General features: G+C 68.8%; 17 protein-coding genes and 1 pseudogene. 7 read left to right on the top strand and 11 right to left on the bottom strand.

Going from position 1 to position 17,062, the window contains the following annotated elements; genetic code table 11:
- Positions 1-205 precede the first annotated feature (205 nt).
- Positions 206-943 carry a TetR/AcrR family transcriptional regulator gene (locus B0I32_RS06190; RefSeq protein WP_106235732.1) on the top strand — a complete coding sequence of 246 codons (738 nt, stop codon included), beginning with the start codon at positions 206-208 and terminating at the stop codon, positions 941-943.
- A gap of 40 nt (positions 944-983) precedes the next feature.
- Here the strand turns inward: B0I32_RS06190 and B0I32_RS06185 are convergent, their stop codons facing one another.
- Both B0I32_RS06185 and B0I32_RS06180 read right to left on the bottom strand, forming a co-directional pair.
- Positions 984-1,640 carry a DUF3159 domain-containing protein gene (locus B0I32_RS06185; RefSeq protein ID WP_106235730.1) on the bottom strand — a complete coding sequence of 219 codons (657 nt, stop codon included), beginning with the start codon at positions 1,638-1,640 and terminating at the stop codon, positions 984-986.
- Complete coding sequence (locus B0I32_RS06180) at positions 1,637-2,782, bottom strand: FAD-dependent oxidoreductase (protein ID WP_219911664.1); 1,146 nt, start codon at positions 2,780-2,782, stop codon at positions 1,637-1,639. The genes B0I32_RS06185 and B0I32_RS06180 overlap by 4 nt, the downstream gene beginning before the upstream one ends.
- 168 nt (positions 2,783-2,950) lie before the next feature.
- On the opposite strand from B0I32_RS06180, the gene B0I32_RS06175 reads away from it, so the two are divergent.
- A complete protein-coding gene (locus B0I32_RS06175) occupies positions 2,951-3,490 on the top strand; it encodes a TetR/AcrR family transcriptional regulator (protein ID WP_219911663.1) in 540 nt (179 codons plus the stop codon).
- Positions 3,491-3,916: 426 nt separating this feature from the next.
- Positions 3,917-4,546, top strand: coding sequence for a class I SAM-dependent methyltransferase (locus B0I32_RS06170; protein ID WP_106236081.1), 630 nt, complete (start codon positions 3,917-3,919; stop codon positions 4,544-4,546).
- Between the two features lie 14 nt (positions 4,547-4,560).
- Here the strand turns inward: B0I32_RS06170 and B0I32_RS06165 are convergent.
- The 4 genes and pseudogenes from B0I32_RS06165 to B0I32_RS56330 all read right to left on the bottom strand — a co-directional run bounded on the left by B0I32_RS06165 (position 4,561) and on the right by B0I32_RS56330 (position 6,696).
- A protein-coding gene (locus B0I32_RS06165) for an IS5 family transposase (protein ID WP_146178070.1) occupies positions 4,561-5,459 on the bottom strand; the annotation gives its coding sequence in 2 pieces (ribosomal slippage) (positions 4,561-5,109 and positions 5,112-5,459; 897 coding nt in all).
- Between the two features lie 61 nt (positions 5,460-5,520).
- Complete coding sequence (locus B0I32_RS06160; protein ID WP_106235727.1) at positions 5,521-5,946, bottom strand: tetratricopeptide repeat protein; 426 nt, start codon at positions 5,944-5,946, stop codon at positions 5,521-5,523.
- A gap of 101 nt (positions 5,947-6,047) precedes the next feature.
- Positions 6,048-6,199, bottom strand: a pseudogene (locus B0I32_RS61370) (IS630 family transposase); the annotation flags it as partial.
- Between the two features lie 281 nt (positions 6,200-6,480).
- Positions 6,481-6,696, bottom strand: coding sequence for a hypothetical protein (locus B0I32_RS56330; protein ID WP_146178061.1), 216 nt, complete (start codon positions 6,694-6,696; stop codon positions 6,481-6,483).
- A gap of 148 nt (positions 6,697-6,844) precedes the next feature.
- Here B0I32_RS56330 and B0I32_RS06155 point away from each other — a divergent pair, with 148 nt between their 5' ends.
- Complete coding sequence (locus B0I32_RS06155) at positions 6,845-7,024, top strand: PIN domain-containing protein (protein WP_106235725.1); 180 nt, start codon at positions 6,845-6,847, stop codon at positions 7,022-7,024.
- 448 nt (positions 7,025-7,472) lie between these two features.
- Here the strand turns inward: B0I32_RS06155 and B0I32_RS06150 are convergent, their stop codons facing one another.
- From B0I32_RS06150 to B0I32_RS06140, 3 genes are read right to left on the bottom strand one after another with little or no spacing between them, the layout of a single operon-like run.
- Entirely contained in the window at positions 7,473-7,889 is a 417-nt protein-coding gene (locus B0I32_RS06150) for a Dabb family protein (RefSeq protein ID WP_106235723.1), read from the bottom strand.
- A 36-nt stretch (positions 7,890-7,925) separates the two neighbouring features.
- On the bottom strand, positions 7,926-8,783 hold the full coding sequence (locus tag B0I32_RS06145; RefSeq protein WP_245955630.1) for an SDR family oxidoreductase: 858 nt from the start codon (positions 8,781-8,783) through the stop codon (positions 7,926-7,928).
- 60 nt (positions 8,784-8,843) lie between these two features.
- Positions 8,844-9,938 (bottom strand): MFS transporter, encoded by a 1,095-nt coding sequence (locus B0I32_RS06140; RefSeq protein WP_245955629.1) that lies wholly within the window; start codon positions 9,936-9,938, stop codon positions 8,844-8,846.
- A gap of 334 nt (positions 9,939-10,272) precedes the next feature.
- Between B0I32_RS06140 and B0I32_RS06135 the strand changes: the two genes are divergently transcribed.
- Entirely contained in the window at positions 10,273-12,576 is a 2,304-nt protein-coding gene (locus B0I32_RS06135; protein ID WP_181307071.1) for a M20/M25/M40 family metallo-hydrolase, read from the top strand.
- Positions 12,577-12,850: 274 nt separating this feature from the next.
- On the top strand, positions 12,851-14,356 hold the full coding sequence (locus B0I32_RS06130; protein ID WP_106235717.1) for an ATP-binding protein: 1,506 nt from the start codon (positions 12,851-12,853) through the stop codon (positions 14,354-14,356).
- Between the two features lie 342 nt (positions 14,357-14,698).
- Here the strand turns inward: B0I32_RS06130 and B0I32_RS06125 are convergent, their stop codons facing one another.
- Together B0I32_RS06125 and B0I32_RS06120 are read right to left on the bottom strand one after the other, a co-directional pair.
- Positions 14,699-14,908 (bottom strand): hypothetical protein, encoded by a 210-nt coding sequence (locus tag B0I32_RS06125; RefSeq protein WP_106235715.1) that lies wholly within the window; start codon positions 14,906-14,908, stop codon positions 14,699-14,701.
- Positions 14,909-14,999: 91 nt separating this feature from the next.
- On the bottom strand, positions 15,000-15,647 hold the full coding sequence (locus tag B0I32_RS06120) for an adenylate kinase family protein (protein ID WP_106235714.1): 648 nt from the start codon (positions 15,645-15,647) through the stop codon (positions 15,000-15,002).
- Between the two features lie 147 nt (positions 15,648-15,794).
- Between B0I32_RS06120 and B0I32_RS06115 the strand changes: the two genes are divergently transcribed.
- Positions 15,795-17,039 (top strand): peptidase C39 family protein, encoded by a 1,245-nt coding sequence (locus B0I32_RS06115; protein ID WP_106235712.1) that lies wholly within the window; start codon positions 15,795-15,797, stop codon positions 17,037-17,039.
- The last annotated feature ends 23 nt before the right edge of the window (positions 17,040-17,062 follow it).

Below are 17,062 nucleotides of genomic sequence, written 5' to 3'. Positions count from 1 at the left end.
GGTACGGTCGTGCGAGCGTGCGGCCTGCCTCTGCCGGCGGACGTGTAGCGCACACGCACGCTCTCGGCGGACATGTAGCGCAGACAAGCGTTCTCGGCGCACGAGTCTTCGGGTGCGCGCCTTCGCTACCCACCAGACAGGATCGCTGTACGCATGAGGCGAACGGCGTACGCTACTCTGGGGCGTCCCCGACGAGGAGACCTGCATGCCAGCCGAGAAGCAGCCCATACCCTCGGTATGGGCCCGTCCGCGCCCCAAGCGGGAGCAGCCGTCGCTGAGCCGCGACCGGATCGTGTCTGAGGCCATCCAACTCCTGGACACCGAGGGCACCGACGCCCTGAGCATGCGCAGCCTCGGCGCCCGGCTCGGCGCCGGAGCCACGTCTCTCTATCGGCACGTGGCCAACAAGGACGAGCTGATCGAGCTGGTCGTGGACGAGATCTACGGCGAAGTACGAGTGCCCGCCGCCGACCCCGCACGCTGGCGGGCGGCCGTCACCGAATCCGCCCACAGCCTGCGCTCGATGGTGCTGCGTCACCCCTGGGTCGCCTCCGTGCTCGGCCAGGTCGGGCTCGCCTACCTCGGGCCCAACCTGATGCGACAGTCAGAGCGCATGCTCGCCCTGTTCAAAGCGGCGGGCTTCGCCGTCGACGAGGCCGATCAGGCCATGAAGCTGCTCATCGCCTATGTCATCGGGATGACCACCAGCGAGGCCGCCTACCTGTCGGTGCTCGCCCGCAGCGGCCAGAACGAACAGGACTGGCTCGAGAGCCTGCGACCGACCACCGAACAGGCCCTGCAGGACTACCCGCTTCTGCGCGACGGACGCACCGCGGAGCAGACCAGAGATCCGGAGCAGATCCGCGCGGAGTCCTTCGTCTACGGCGTCGAGCGCATCCTGGACGGCTTGGAGACTAGGCTCACCCGCCCGCCCGCCTGTTGAGACACGGCCGGAGGGCGACCCGACGGCATGGACGAGCCTGTCAACGGTTCGGCCCGATGACTGCCGGAGCCGGGGTCGGGTTCGTCGGGTCCGCTTGGGCGCGCAGGATCCGCCAGCACAGGTAGATGCAGACGCCCATCGCGGGCGCGCCCCCCAGCAGCGTGGCGGCGATGCCGAGCGATGTCACCTTCCCGGTCAGGTACAGAGGCACCAGCACCATTGTGGCGATGCCGTACTTCGCCAGGAAGACCGCCGTGCACACCTGATAACGCCGTCGCCGTGCAGGGTCTCGCCGCCAGCCGAACCGTTCACCGCGTGCCGCCCCCACCGCCAGCCCGATCATGGGCCACCGCACCAGAATGGATACCAGGAACACCGCACCCCCGGCCGCCTGCATGAGCACGGCCGGAAGGTAGAAGTCGACCGCGCGCCCGGTACTCCCGGCCAGCACTGCGGAGGCCCCCACGACGAACAGCCCGACCCCTGCCTGCCAGTACTTTCTGTCGGCGAACACTCGAGCCGCGGCGAACCCCACCACGCCACCGACCGCCACCAGCGCGGAGGTCGACACCTGATCGGTCACCAGATAGGCGACCAGGAACAGCACCCGGGACGCGGCTCCTTCGACGACCGTCCGCCAACCGCCCACCGCGGCGAACAAGGACAACGACTTCTGGCTCAGTACGCTGAGACTCACGTGCCCGCCTTTGCCGCGGCAGGCGCGGAGAAGCTGATCCGGCGCATCGTCTCTTCGTACGCGTCGATCGCGTCGATCAGGCCCAGCCGGCCGCGATCCGTCTCGACCAGGGCCTCGCAAAGGCGGTGCGCGTCCTGCATCGCCAAATTGCCGCCGAAACCCGGGGCCAGGTGGATGGCGTCACCGATGACCGTCACCGGGCCGGCGGGCCAGGCGGGGATCGGCGGGATCGTCCCGATGCGCAGTGCGACCGTGATGTCCGGCCACGCCTCAGCGACGACCAACCGCAGGACCGAGGGCAGGTCCACTATCACCTCCTGGGCTTGGCGCCACATCGCAGCCGGCGAACCGGCCGCGCCGAGCTGCTCCCGCGTGATCGGCAGAGCCCACATGGCGTAGTCCTCGACTGGGGCGACCGCGCTGAGGGGCAAGGCAGGCAGCCACCGCTGCCGCGCGGCCACCGGCGACTCGGTGAACCGCAGCACGCCCAGCACCATCATCGTGCCGTGCACCCGCACGCCGGCGGGGCTGTGGCCGATCAGCTCGGGCAGCTCGGTATCGGCGATCGCCCGCAGCGCGGTCGCGCCCATGAGCATGCGCCGCCCCGTATCGACCACCCGCGCGTGCGGCAGGTACTGACGGCGGACCGCCGAACCGATCCCGTCCGCGCCGACCAGCACGTCCGCCGTGTCCGTGCCGCCGTCGGCCAGCCACACCTGGACCGTGCCGTCGGCCCGCCGCTCGAACCGGGTGAACTCAGCCCCGGTTCGTACCACGTCCTCCAGCCCCGTCAGCAACACCGCACGCAGCAACGGACGATGAACCTGCCGCCCGGGCCGCGGCCGGCCCGCCACGCCGTCCGACGGCTGAGCGCCTGCGATGGTGAGCGCTCCATCCACCTCGGACAACATCAGCGTTCGCTCGCGCGGCCCGCCCATCGTGGCCTCGGCCATCGCGGCGTGCTCCGAAGGCAGGCACGCTCGCAGCGCGCTGACGCCTCGGTCGTCGACATGCAGGCTGACACCCTGCGCACGTCCGCGCACGCCGTCTCGCTCGTACACGACGACATCGATCCCGGCCCGGCGTAAGCCCTGTGCCAGCGTCAACCCGCCCAGGCCGGCGCCGATCACGATCACCTTCATCACGAACACCTTTCTTCATCGCTGATGAAGTTCAAGCTACCGAGATCCGAGAGGGAAGTCCATCTACGATGAAGAACCATCCGATAGACTCGTCCGGCCATGACAGAACACCGTTCCCCCGCTCGCCCGGGGCGCTGGCGAACAGGGGCGGAGAGCAAGCAGCGGATCTTGGACGCGGCACGTGCGCTGTTCCGCGAGCACGGCTACGGCGGCACCACGGTGCGCGCGATCGCCGCCGCCGCGGGGGTTGATTCAGCGATGGTGTTCTACTTCTTCGGCAACAAACAGGGCCTGTTCGCCGCCGCTGTCGAGATGTCCGCCCAGCTCCCGCCGGCCATCGAATCGATCTTCGCCGACGGCCTCGACGGCATCGGTGAACGCATCATCCGGACACTCGTGGAGACCATCGACGCATCGGGCCGCACCCCGCTCGCGATGCTCACCCGTTCAGCCCGAACCGGCGACCAGTCCGAGATGCTGATCCGCGAATACATCGACCGGGAGATCACCAGCCGAGTGGCGGCACTGCTCGGCACACCGGACGCCACATTGCGGGCCGGCATGGTCAACGTCCAACTCCTGGGCCTCACCGTGGCGCGCTACATCGTACGGATCGAACCGATCGCGTCATCGTCCGTCGACGAACTGGTCAGCCGGTTCGGGCCGCTCGTGCAGCACTGCCTGACCGGACCGACCGCACTGCCCTGAGTGACGCTCGCCGGCACGCCACCGAGCCGGAATCGTCCACCCAGCCTCGCCCACAGCCCACCCGACGAGCCTCCAACCAGCCGACCGATCCCGCATCCGACCGCAGGGCCGGCATCGAAAGCTTCCACGGTCGCAGGTCCTCACACAGCTATGACACGGACGAACCGAGAGGGCCGTGGCTGCGTGGCGGCTCGCGCAGACCATGATCGGGGCGCCTGATGGGCTTGGGCTCCCGTGAGCTGATTTGACGGAGAGCAGCGGCCCTCCGTCATGGGAAGCCCTACACGCCGATCTGCCGAACGTTTCCGGTCACAGCACTAGGCCGTGTCCCGTGATCATGCGAGGGGACGGCGAGTCTCCAGGGGGCGGGGTCGGGATGGGATCCGGAGAAGCTGCGGATGTGCGCGGGTGTTAGCTTCCCTTCTCGTGATGAAGCACCAGGACGAGACCAGGGCGGCCTACGACGGGGTCGTCGAGTTGTATGCGTCGATGTTCGCTAATCGGCTGGAGACGCAGCCGTTCTCGCGGAACATGATCGAGACCTTCGCCGAACTGGTGCGCGGGACGGGGAACCTGCGGGTAGTCGACGTCGGGTGCGGGCCGGGACATCTGACTGCAATGCTGCATGATCTCGGGCTGGATGCTTTCGGGCTCGACCTCTCCCCGGGCATGGTCGACCACGCTCGGCGGGCCCATCCGGCGCTGCGGTTCGACGAGGCGCGGATGGAGGCTCTACCGGTCGAGGACGGCACGCTCGGCGGTGTGCTGGCCCACTATTCGATGATCCACACCCCGTCTGAGGAATTGCCGGCCCTGCTCGCCGAGCAGGTACGTGTCCTGGCGCCAGGGGGCCTGCTCTTGGTTTCGTTCTTCGCCACCGATGGACCCGAGCCAGTCCGCTTCGACCACAAAGTGACGCCCGCCTTTAGCTGGCCGGTGGACCAGTTCGCCGAAGTGCTGGCCGGTGCCGGGCTCGTCACGTTCGCCCGGCTGCTCCACGACCCTGCCTCCGAGCGGGGCTTCCTCGACGCCCACTTGCTGGCCCGCCGCCGTTAGGGCGAATCCCGTGATCATGTGACGGGGTGTCGGAGCCAGATGCGGATCGAGGCGACGTCGATGGTGCCCTGGTAGATGGCTTCTCTCTTGTCGTAACGGGTGGCGACCGCACGGAACTGGCGGAGCTTGTTGACGCAGCGTTCGACGGTGTTGCGTTCCTTGTAGGCCTGCCGGTCGAAGACCGGCGGCCGACCGCCCTTGGAGCCGCGATTGACGCGGTGGGCAGCCTGGTCTTTCTTGATCGGGATGACGGCCTTGATGCCACGTCGCCGCAGGTAGCGGCGGTTGGCGCGGGAGGAATAGGCCTTGTCGGCCAGCACGCGGGCCGGCTTGGTGCGAGGCCTGCCCACGCCGCGGCGGCGGATGCGGATCGACTCCATCAGCGCGATGAACTTGGGGCAGTCGGCGTGCTGGCCAGGCGAGGTGAGCCGGGCGATCGGACGGCATCGCCGGTCGGCCACCAAGTGAATCTTCGTGGTCAACCCGCCGCGCGACCGACCAAGCGCTTCACGGCCTTTCGTCACCCGCTCGTGATCCTTACCGGCCCCCTTTGAGGGATGTCCACCGCCGAAGCGCGCCGCGCTCCAGCCGCGTGCTGGTGCGCACGAACGATCGTGGAGTCGGCGCTGACCGTCCAGTCCTCGCCTTCGGCCTCGTCACAGGCCGCGCGCAACCCGTCCAGGATCTGTTCCCACGTCCCATCCAGCGACCAGCGGCGATGCCGGTTATAGACCGTCTTCCACCTGCCGTAACACGGCGGCAGATCACGCCAGGTGCAGCTCGTCCGAGCCCGGAAGAACACCCCGTTGATCACCGTCCGGTGATCGCTCCACCGCGCCCCATAAACATTCTGGGCAGGCAGCAGCGGCTCCAGCCGCTGCCACTCCTCATCCGTGAGGTCATGCCGCTTCAGACGCTCCTCATCCACACAGACGATCTACACCAAACCGCCACCAAAGATCACGGGACACGCCCTAGCCGTCGTCGTCCTGAGAAGGTGAGGCGGATCCCGTCTCCAGTCGACTCAAGACGCGCTCATGGCTCTTCCGGAGAATTTCGTCATCCGGACGGACGTCGATCGCTCGCTCATATGCGCGAGCCGCCTCCTCATATCTTTCCAGGAAATCCAGGGCATAGGCTCGATGCCTCAGCCCGGTCGCATCTTCAGGATTGATGGACAGCGCAGCTTCAAGCCATTCTTCGTCACGGCCCAGGTGGCTCAGCGCAGCAGCGCGTGAAAGACGGTGGACGATTTCATCGGGATGGCGGGGGATCGCTCTGCCGAAAGAGACGAGGGCGGCCGCATATTTCCCCACCTCATGCAGAGTCCGCCCATGCCAGTGAAGTATATAGAAGGTGTCGTGGACCCCGACCTGGAATGGGTGCTCGCCGACCTCCATGCCGATGCTGATGAGTGGATCGCCACTGGAATGTGTGCCTGATCCAGAATTCGGCCGTCGTTGACACACCGATACGGCTGTGCCACCTGAGCGGCATTGCCGAGCAGCTCAGCGATCTGCGCTGCCAGCAACCCGTGCACCGAGTGCAGCACCATCACCGCCCGCGTTGCCTGCCGACACCGGCCTCGTAACTCCGCCTGCAACTGCTCGATCGACCGGCCGAAGCATTAGCGAACACGACAGGAGGGCGCATACTGACCACGACCTCGTCGGGACCGGAAAGACAGTGTGAGCAACCTCGATCCAACCCCCGGCGAGGCCCCTGTCAATACCTGCCCTTCCCGCAGATCCCGCACCCTGTTACGCGCAGACGTCCTGGATTCCCGCTTAGCCGCAACCGTAAATCCTGCTCAGGCTCTTGATCGTCGAACTTTCTAGTGGTTGGGCAGGGCATCGGAGATCATGCAGATCTTCGGAGGGCACCAACCAGATCCAGCGCCTTGGCGAGGTCCTGGGCGGCGCGGTATCCTTTGGTCATTGCTCCCCGCCGTCCTCCGGGATTAGCGGGGCTTTTTCATGCTGGGAGGCGTGATGGCAGACCGCGTTGTGGTCTTCTTGGACTAGCAAAATGTCCATCTTGGAGCGCATGAGCGCTTCGCCGCAGGCCTTGAACGGTGTACGACCTTGGTCCACCCCCTGTCTGTGGCGGAACGGATCGTTGCGAAGAGAAAGCGCGGCGGAACCCTTCAAGGAACGAAGGTGTTCCGGGGACAGCCGAACCCCCAGCATGAGCCGACGCTTGCCGCCGTCAACGATGCCCAGAGCGCGACCTGGAGCCGTGATCCGCCGCCCGTTGAACTACCGGGGATAGCCCAGCGAAAGGCCGCGGGAGAAGGGCGTGGACGTCGCCCTGGCCATCTCACTCGTTGAGACGGCCCTGCCTTCCCACTATGACGCCGCGGTGATCTTCACTAACGACACCGACCTGCTACCCGCTATCGAGATGGCTTTCCACAGAACACGGCCCGATGATCGAAATCGCAGCATGGGTCGGGAAGAAGTCCCTGTGGTTCCCTGAGGAACTGTAGATGAAGCGCTATCTGCCCTACTGCCACTTCCTGTCCGAGGTCGACTTCGAAGACGTACGCGATCGCGCTACGTACATCTAGCATCCACCCTGAACCGTCGACCTGGTGATCGCTTGCCGCGGATCACCAGATCGACGGCTTTTGGAAGCCGTGCGATCAAGTGTCTGTCTGCCGTCGCCGTTCGCCGTACCGCAAGCTTGCTCCAGGCGCTTCACCTGGGTGTGGTAGCCCCGCCTGAGGCCGGGTCCGGAGACGGTCAAAGCCCACCAGCCATCACTCCTGCCCGCGGTGATGGTGTAAGTCCGGCTCTTGCTCACTGCTCCCCCTGCTTCTTCGCGGCCTCAGCAAGGATGCTCTCCCTGTTCTCTCTCGCCGTACGCTCGTCGGCTCTGAAAGCGCTGTGTCAGAGCGCGGCCCCGACCCAGGCGTGTGACGTGGTCAGTCGGAGTTGGCCGGTGGGGTGGCGCTGCCGGTGTATTCGGGGAGTTCGGCGACCAGGGCGGCGATCTCGGGGACGGTGGCGTAGCGACGGCGGTGGATTTCGGCGATCTTGGCGCCGATCTCCGGGTCCGGGTCGTCGGTGATGTCGAACGAGGCGAACCTGTCGACCAGCGGCAGCCCCTTGCGGTCCACCTCAAGATGGGCCGGGTGGTTCATCATCTCCGCGTAGCCTTCGAGGTCCTCCACCACGGAGATGGAGCCGTATTCGTAGTCCCCGCCGAAGTCGGGGCCGACGACGTGTGACTTGATGGCCGGGATGGCGCGGGCGGCCTCGCGCATGCTCTCCAGGGCGGCCTGCCGGTCCGCCTCCGCGACGCCGGGCTTGGCGGTGAAACGGATGCAGTGGTAGATCATCGAGCCTTTCCCTTCGGCTGATGTCCGTCCGGGAGGTCACGCCGGGCCGAACGCGGGGGCGAAGTCGCGGGCGAAGTCGGTGATGTCGCGTGCGGGGCGTCCGGTGAGATCGGGGACGGACGTGTGCACCTCGGCGGCCTCGCCGCCGGCGTAGTGGGCGTAGTCCTCGACCAGGCCGTCGATCTGCCAAGGCGGAAGGACCCCGGTCAGTGCGGCCGTGAACTGGTCGGCGGGGACGCCACGGAAGGCGATGTCCCGTCCGGTGGCCGCGGAGAGCGCCTCGGCGATCTGGCCGTGGGTCACGGCGCGGGGCCCGGTCAGGGTGTAGATCTGGCCGGTGTGCCCCGTGCCGGTCAGGACGACCGCGGCCGTCTCCGCGATGTCCCTGGTGTCGATCGCGCTGACGGCCGCGTCACCGATGGGCGCGCCGAACCAGCCCTGCGCGATGGTGCCGGCGAAGCCGAGCAGTGCCTGCAGGTAGAGGTTGGGGCGCAGCACGGTGTGGTCGAGGCCGATCCGCTGGAGGTGAGCTTCGACTTCGGCGTGCCAGCGCAGGAACCGTACCGGGGAGTCGGCGCGGGCCGCGTACTGGGAGAGCAGCACCAGCCGGTTCAGGCCGGCGTCGCGGGCGGCATCGGCGAACTGGATCTGGAGGGCGGCGGCGTCCGGTGCGGAGGGGCTGTTGAGGAACGCCGCGTCGACGTCTTTCAACGCGGCGGTGACCGATGCGCGGTCGCGCAGGTCGGCGACGACGTTCTGGACGCCGGGGACGGGACGGTCGGGGTTGCGGATCATGGCGCGGACGGTGGCGCCGCGGGCCTGCAGGGCGGAGATCAAGTCGGATCCCACGGTTCCGGTCGCTCCGGTGACGAGGACGGTGGGGCTGTTCATCATGGTGTTCCTTCCTGTGGTTCCGCCGAGGTCCTGTTCCCCGGGGAGAGTGGTGATGCCGGGTCAGCGCGTTCCCGCGGAGGCGGGGTCCGGCCGGGTCTTGACGGTGGGGACGAGTGACAGTCCGAGCGCGATGAGGATGAGCGCGGCCTGCCCCAGGAGCGCGGTCGTGAACGCGATGTCCTCTCCGGCTCCAGCGGTGCCGATGGCGATCCCGGCCAGGGCGGCGAGCCCGACCGCGCCACCCAGCTGCTGTGCGGCGTTGACCAGCCCGCTGAGCAGCCCCGATTCGCCTTCGGCGCTGTCGCGTACCGCCATCGCGGTGACGGCGCCGAGCCCGAGGCCGGCGCCGATCAGCACGAACGCGCCCAGCAGCGTGAGGGAGAAGCCGCCGGCCGTCCGGTCGAGCGCCAGCCACACGAAGCCGGCGAGCAGCACGACGAGGGCGACCGGCAGCGCGCGGGCCGGCCCGATGCGCTTGGCCAGCGGCGGCGCGGCGGCACTGCCCATGATGATCATGACGGCGATGGGGAGCTGGGCCGTCCCGGCCGCCGTCGGGCTCATCCCGAGTACCTCCTGCTGGTACTGCGGCAGGAAGAAGAACAGGCTCGTCAGCGTGCCGCCGATCAGCAGCACCACCACGTTCGCCAGGACCACCGGCCCTCTGCGGAAGACGCCGAGCGGGACCAGCGGGTGTGCCGAGCGTCGCTCGACCGTCACGAACGCGACCAGGGCGGCCAGGCCGGCCGCGAGACCGGCGACGGTGCCGGGCGCGTCCCACCCGGCCTCGGCGGCCGCGACCATCCCCAGCGCGAGGGCGGAGATCGCGACGGTGACGGCGATGGCGCCGGGCAGGTCGAACCGGCCGGGCCTGCCCGGAGCCGGCGGCGCCGAGCGCCACACGATGATCGCCCCGATGAGGCCGAACGGCACCGGGGTGACGAACACGGCCTGCCAGCCGAGCATCCCGGTCCGCGTTCCGCCGAGGAAGACCCCGACGAGACTGCCGGCACCCGCGACCGCGCCCCAGACGCCCATCGCGCGCGTGCGTTCCGCGGACGAGGAGTGCAGGGCGAGGACGAGCGAGAGCGCGGCCGGTATCACGACCGCGGCTCCGGCTCCCTGCCCGATCCGCCCGGCCGTCGCCAGACCGGCCATCGCCACTCCACGCGACGCCTCGGGGCGACCGTCCGCCCCGGGGTGCACCCGTCCACTGCCCATCTTTCGACCTCCTCCGCCTAGAGCAGTGCTCCGTTGAGTTATAGCTTCTAACTATATTGAGCATGTATCACGAGTGCCTGTCATGTCAAGAGATGCTTGACGTGCTCGGCATTCACGGAAGGTCACTCGTGGACGTGGCGTGGATGACACGGAGGGCGGCATCACGTTCCCGCGTACCGCGACTTGCATAATTTTTTCTGCAGCATTTTTTCTGCAATACTCCTTCGTGGCGATCACCCGACAGTGGAACGCCAGCATGGGAGCGAACGACATGACATCACCCGAGAACCGGCACCCGACGGGACGGCGGACCCGCGTCACCGGTCTCATCGCCCTGTGCGTGCTCGTGCTGATCGGCATCGCCGCGATCAGGGACATCACCCCCACCGCGGTGAGCCCCGCCGACGCCCCCGACCGGACGTTCAGCGCGGAGCGCGCCTTCACCCAGGTCGAGCGCATCGCCGTCGCCCCTCACCCCGTCGGCACGGCCGAGCACGCCCGGGTCCGGGACCACCTGGTCGGCGAGCTACGACGACTGGGCCTCAAGCCCGAGGTGCAGGAGGCGGTGGGCGTCGCACCGCGCGGCGAACGAGGCGAACCCGTCACCGCCGGACGCGTCTACAACATCGTCGCGGTCATACCGGGGACCGCTCCCACCGGCCGGGTCTTCGTCACCGCCCACTACGACTCCGTCCCCGAAGGCCCCGGCGCCAACGACGACGGAGCCGGCACGGCCAGCGCGATCGAGACGGCCAGAGCACTGGTCGCGGCCGGCACCCGGCTGCGCAACGACGTCGTCTTCCTCATCACCGACGCCGAGGAGACGGGACTCCTGGGATCGGAGGCGTTCGTCAAGTCTCACCCGCTCGCAACAGGGCGGAACGTCGTACTCAACAACGAAGCCCGCGGCTCGAAGGGGCCGGTGCTGATGTTCCGCAGCACCGAGCCGAACGCCGGCCTGATCTCCACCTACGGATCGGCCGCTCCCCTGCCCGTGGCCGACTCCGTGTACGCCGAGCTCATGAAACTGCTCAACAACGACACCGACTTCACCGCCTTCGAACCCGGCGGGATGGCCGTACTCGACTCCGCCTACGCCAACGCCGGCACCCTCTACCACAGCGTCCTCGACGATCCCGCGCACGTCGACCTCGCCGCACTCCAGCAGATGGGCGACAACACTCTCGCGCTGGTACGGGCCTTCGGCTCCGCCGACCTCGCGAGGCTGACCAGCGGGAACGACAACCTGGTCTACTTCAACCTCCCACCCGGCCTGCTGATCCGCTACCCGGCCTGGGCGGCCACCGGACTGGCCGTCCTCGCCCTGCTGGCGGCACTCGCCCTGATCCTCCTGGCCCGCCGCCGCGGCGTCGTCACGCTGCGACGCACCCTCCTCGGCACCGCACTCGCGCTGATCCCGATCGCGGCCGGGGCAGGCGCCGGCGTCTACTTCTGGGACCTGCTCAAGGCCATCCGCCCCGCGCTGAACGGCACCGCCACCACGACGCCGTACCGTCCCGAACTGCTGTGGCTCGCCGTCCTGACCCTCGCCACCGCCATCCTGATCACCTGGTACGCGCTACTCCGCCGCCGCATCGGCACCACCGAACTGTCGCTCGGCATCCTGACCTGGGCCGCCCTGATCGCCCTCGGCCTCGGCCTCGTCTCGCCCGGAGCGTCCCACCTCGCCGCCTGGCCCACCCTCGGAGCGGCACTGGGCGGCCTGGCCGCACTCCACTGCCCGCCGCGCCGTCGCGCCCTCGCCCTCACCACCGGCCTCGTCCCGGCCGCCCTCATCCTCCTGCCCAGCGCATGGAACACCCTGCCAACCGGCCTGCAGTACGTCGGCTACGCCCCCATCCCCCTGATGATCCTGTTCACCGGCCTCCTGCTCCCGCTGATCGAAACCGTGTGGCCGCACAGGCGCTCCCCACTGATCCCGCTGACCGCCCTGACCGTGTCCATCGCCCTGCTGGCGGCGGGCCTGCTGGTCGAACCCTTCGACAAGGAACACCCCCGGCGCACCAGCCTCGCCTACGGCCTCGACGCCGACACCGGCCAGGCCGTCTGGCTGACCTCCGAGAACCCCGACGAGTGGGCCCGGCGCTACGGCGGCACCACCGCGACCGGCCACCCGCAGGCGGAGCTGTGGGGCGGCGGATCGAAACTCCTCAGCCCGGCGAAACCCGCCACCCTGCCGGCGCCCACGCTGCAGGTGCTCGCGCACACGACCTCGCGCGGCGAGCGAACCCTGCGCGTCCGGATCCGCTCAGAACGCGGAGCGAACACGATCGCCCTACGAGTGGACGGGGGCACGGCGGCAGTGCGCGCCCTGACCGTCGAGGGCCGCACGATCACCGCCGACCCAGCGGGCTTCGCCTTCCACGCCCCCGGCCCGGGGGGCGTGGAGGCAACGCTCACCGTAGCGGCCACGAACGACGAGCTCCGGCTGCGCGTCACCGACATCAGCCCGAACCCCAGCGAAATGTCCGCACTCCCCGGCTTCATCGCGCCACCGGGTTGGCTGTTCCTCGGCGACACCAAGATCTCCGTCACCAAGGCCTATCCCCTGTGACGACCATCGCGCTGAGCAGGGTCCATCCCCGCCAATGCCCTGCCTGCGGGAATGGACCCTGCTCAGGGCGATCGCCATCGACGCCCCCTGGAGATCGGAGGATGTAGTCGCAACCGAGCGACGCCGATGACCCGGCCTGATCCACAGGATCGCGAGTCCACCGAGTCATGTGCCGACTCACTGCGAGCTGACGCATCCGTACATGTGCAGTGTCGCAGGTTCCGTCGAAGTACAGTTGGACAGAATCCGTCGCAGTCGATGTATCGGAGATCGCATGGAGCAGGGTCTGCCGGTCAAGCCGGACGATGTGGTCGACCGCGACCGGGAGTGGGCTCTGCTCGCGGAGTTCCTCACCGATCCCGATCCCGCCATGCGGCTCGGCATCGTGTCCGGGCGGCGGCGGCACGGAAAGTCGTACCTGCTCCAAGCCCTGTCCGAGCAGGTCGGCGGCCTGTACGTGGCCGCGGTCCGCGAGGAGGGGCGGCTGCCCGCGATGCGGCGGTTCAGTGACGCGGTCGCGGCTCATGCCGGTCTTCGGCCCGGGAGTCTGCGTCTGACGGACTGGCGTGACGTCCTGTCCAACGCCCTGGAGGTGAGCGCCCGTTCGTCTCACCCGCTCCTCGTGATCGACGAGCTGCCGTATCTGCTCCAGCACTCACCTGAGATCCCTGGACTGCTCCAGCAGCTCTACGACGAACGCCAGCGCGGTGCCCGTACGGGTGCCGGGCCAGGTCCCCGGCTGATCCTGTGCGGCTCCGCGATGAGTGTCATGCACGAACTGCTGTCCGGGACGAAGCCGCTGCGGGGTCGTGCCGTGATCGATCTACGGCTCGGGCCGTTCGACTATCGGGACAGCCGGGCCTTCTGGCAGATCAGCGATCCGCTGACGGCGCTGAAGGTGCACGCGGTCCTCGGCGGGGCGCCGGGCTACCGGCCGGTGGCCGGGCGGCCGCACCCGGACGACGGTTACGACACCTGGCTCACCCGGACGCTGCTCGACCCGGGCAGGGCGGTCTACTCCCGTACCGAGACCGAGTACCTCCTGCGCGAGGACCCGCGAATCACGCAGCACACGCTCTACTACGACATTCTCACCGCGATCGCGCAGGGAGCCACCACTCCCAGCAAGATCGGCGCCGCCCTGGAACGCCCGCGCAACGCCGTCGCCCATCCGCTGGGCGTGCTGGAATCGACCGGTTACATCCGGCGCGAGCAGGACATCCTGCGCGCCCGGCATCCGGTCATCACCCTCGCCGATCCGGTGATCCGCTTCAACCAGCTCATCACCCTCCCGCAGGCCGCCGCCGTGGAGCAGGGGTTCGCCGAGCAGGTGTGGCAGCAGGCCGCCCCGACCTTCAACTCCAAGATCCTCGGCCCGCACTTCGAGGACCTGGCCCGCGACTTCACCCGCCGTTACGCCCATGCCCTGCTGCCCGGCGGGCTGCCGGGCCCGGTCGGCACCACCGAGGTCGCCGACCCGGCCGCTCGGACGAAGCACGAGGTCGACGTCATCGCCCTCGCCGCGGGCGAGCGCCCGCAGGCTCCCCGTGCGCGGATCGCGCTCCTGGGGGAGGCCAAGGCGACCGTCGCCCGCCGGGGTATCGGTGACGTGGAACGTCTGGAGCGCATCCGAGATCTGCTGACCGATCAGGGGCACGACACCGCCGCCACCACCCTGGCGCTGTACTCGCTGCACGGCTTCTACCCGGACGTGGTCCAACTTGCCGACCGTCGCGATGACCTCCTCCTAGTCGACCTGCCCGCCCTCTACGGGGGTTGAGGTCGGACAACCGGCCGAGCAGCGGTGCTCATCATGGGCCCGGCGGGCGCTTCTGCTTCCACCCACGTGTTGCCGGCCAACGACAGAGCGGCTCTGTATCGCTTGAGAGACACCAGGCGACACATTTCGTTATAAGTCACCCGACGGCGACGAGCGCAGGATGGTGGCGATTATCACCATCAATCACACCAGCCACTCTTGACTTCCGAGCGGCGAAGGACAGGCAGGTGAAGCCGCCGGGCGCCGAGTCCGCGGCGTAACAGGTCCTCCTCCCTCTGCGCGTACGCTCTCGTGCTCGGCCTGCGCAGTGGGCGACATGCGATCTTGGGGTTGTGGAGAGAATCAATCCCCGTCCGATGCACAGCCGCCCTTGCCGTCAGCGCGGTCGTAGGGGTCGTAGAGGGCGTCGTTGACGTGGCGGTTCATGTCTTCGCGGTACTTCCGGTCATCCAGTAGCGGCATGTCGGAGGATGCGGCGGCGAAGTCGGCGCGTGAGACGGTCCGGTGCCGACGGCCGGTGGGAATCAGGTGATGGTGCTCAGGAGTGCTCACTCGTCGGCTCCGTCTCGGTGTGCTGTCCGGTGCTCCAGAGTGGCACGGCGCCGGCGGAGTCGGGTATGCCCGTGCGGCGGTCGCGCGCCCGCTACCCCTTGTACGGCGGCAGGTTGAAGCGGGTGCGGATGGCGCGTTGGACGGTGGTCTTGTCGGCACGGGCGTCGATGGTCATGACGTACTCCTTGCGCCGGAACAGCTCCAGCACCGGATCCGTCTTGCTGTGGTAGTCGAGCAGCCGCCGGGCCAGGGCGTCGGGGCTGTCGTCCTCGCGGGTGACCAGGTCCCCGCCGCACACGTCGCACCGGCCCTCCACCTCCGGCCGGTGGGCGATGAGGTTGTAGTCCATGCCGCATCGTGAGCACAGCCGCCGGGCCAGGACGCGGCGGCGTACCTCGTCGTCGGGCAGGTCGAGGTGGATCACGCCGTCGAGGTCGTAGCTCTCCAGGAAGAACTCCGCCTGGGGACGGTTGCGGGGGAAGCCGTCGATGACGAAGCCGTAGTTCCAGTCGTGCAGCTGGAGCCGGTCCTTGACCACGTCGGCCACCAGGTCGTCGCCCACCAGCTCGCCCGCCGCCACGAGACGGCGTACCTGGGCGCCGAGTTTGGTGTGGTTCTTGACGTGCCAGCGGAAGATGTCGCCCACGCTGATGTGCACCAGGTCGAGATCGTTGGCCAGCAGGGCGCCCTGGGTGCCCTTGCCACTGCCCTGGACGCCCATGATCACATATTTCCGCATGTGTCCACTCCTTGCCTCGTGGTCATGCCACCCTCCCATCGAGGCCGGTACGGCGGAACCACGGTGATACGTAGATCTGCGGATGCTTTGCCAGGCCCGCCGTGCCTAGGGTCGGCCGCGACGAGCGTGTTCAGAGAGGGTGAGTCCATGCGTGTGCTGACCGTGTTCCTGTCCACCCTCGCCCTGGTCACGACGGTGGCGGCCCCGGCGCGCGCGAGACCGGCCGCGACGATCCCCGGCGTCGTCTTCCACCGGGCCGACTTCGCCACCGGCGCCGGTGAGGGCACGACGGCCGGCGACGGGCTGGCGTTCCGCGAGGCGGCGGGCACGGTCACCCACACCGACGCGCTCGGCACGAAGACCTGGGAGTACGCCCGCTGGACCGGCCCCGAGCGGGCCATCGGCTTCGCCGCCACCGAGCTGATCGCGTCCTGGACGGCGGACGTGCCGCAGGGCAGCTGGCTGCAGGTCGAGGCCCGGGTCAGGAACACGGAGGGGCTGACGAGGTGGTATGCGCTGGGCCGCTGGTCCTACGCCGAGGGTGACGTGCTGCGCACGTCGGTGCCCGGCCAGGGCGACGCCGACGCCAAGGTGGCGGTCGACACGCTGGTCGCGGCGGCGGGCCGGCCGATGAGCGGCTACCAGCTCCGCCTGACCCTCTACCGCCTGCCGGGCTCGGGCGTGACGCCGCACGTGCGCACGTCCGGCGTGATGAGCTCGAACGTGCCCGGCCGCAAGACCGTGCCGGTCAGCCCGGGCGGGGGCGCCTGGGGGAAGGAGCTGGCCGTGCCGCGCCGCTCCCAGAACACGCACCAGGGCCACTACCCCGAGTGGAACGGCGGCGGCGAGGCGTGGTGCAGCCCGACCTCGACCACCATGGTGATGGGCTACTGGGACGTGTGGCCGAGCGAGCGCGACACCGCCTGGGTCGACCCGGCGGACCCCGACCCGGAGGTCGACCACGCCGCCCGGCACACCTACGACCACGCCTACGCGGGCACCGGCAACTGGCCGTTCAACACCGCCTACGCCGGTCGTTACGGGCTCGACGGGTTCGTCACCCGGTTGCGGTCGCTGACCGAACTGGAGCTGCTGATCAAGGCGGGCGTTCCGGTCATCACGTCGCAGTCGTTCAAGAAGGGCGAGCTGCCGGGGGCCGGGTACGGCACCGACGGTCACCTCATGGTGGTCGTGGGCTTCACCGCGAGCGGTGATGTGATCGCGAACGATCCCGCCTCGCCGAACAATGAGGCCGTACGGCGCGTCTATCCGCGGGCGGCGTTCGAGAACGTGTGGTTGCGCGGCTCCAGCAGCGGTGGCGTGGCGTACGTCATCCATCCGCCGGGGCGCCCGCTGCCCGCCACGACGCCCGGTCTGCCCGCCAACTGGTGAGACTCCGTCAACCCCCTCGACGC

The sequence above is a fragment of the Nonomuraea fuscirosea genome, from assembly GCF_003001935.1.
In the GTDB taxonomy this organism is placed as follows: domain Bacteria; phylum Actinomycetota; class Actinomycetes; order Streptosporangiales; family Streptosporangiaceae; genus Nonomuraea; species Nonomuraea fuscirosea.
The sequence above is the reverse complement of the archived record's forward strand: the minus strand, read 5'-3'. Positions and strand labels throughout refer to the sequence as shown.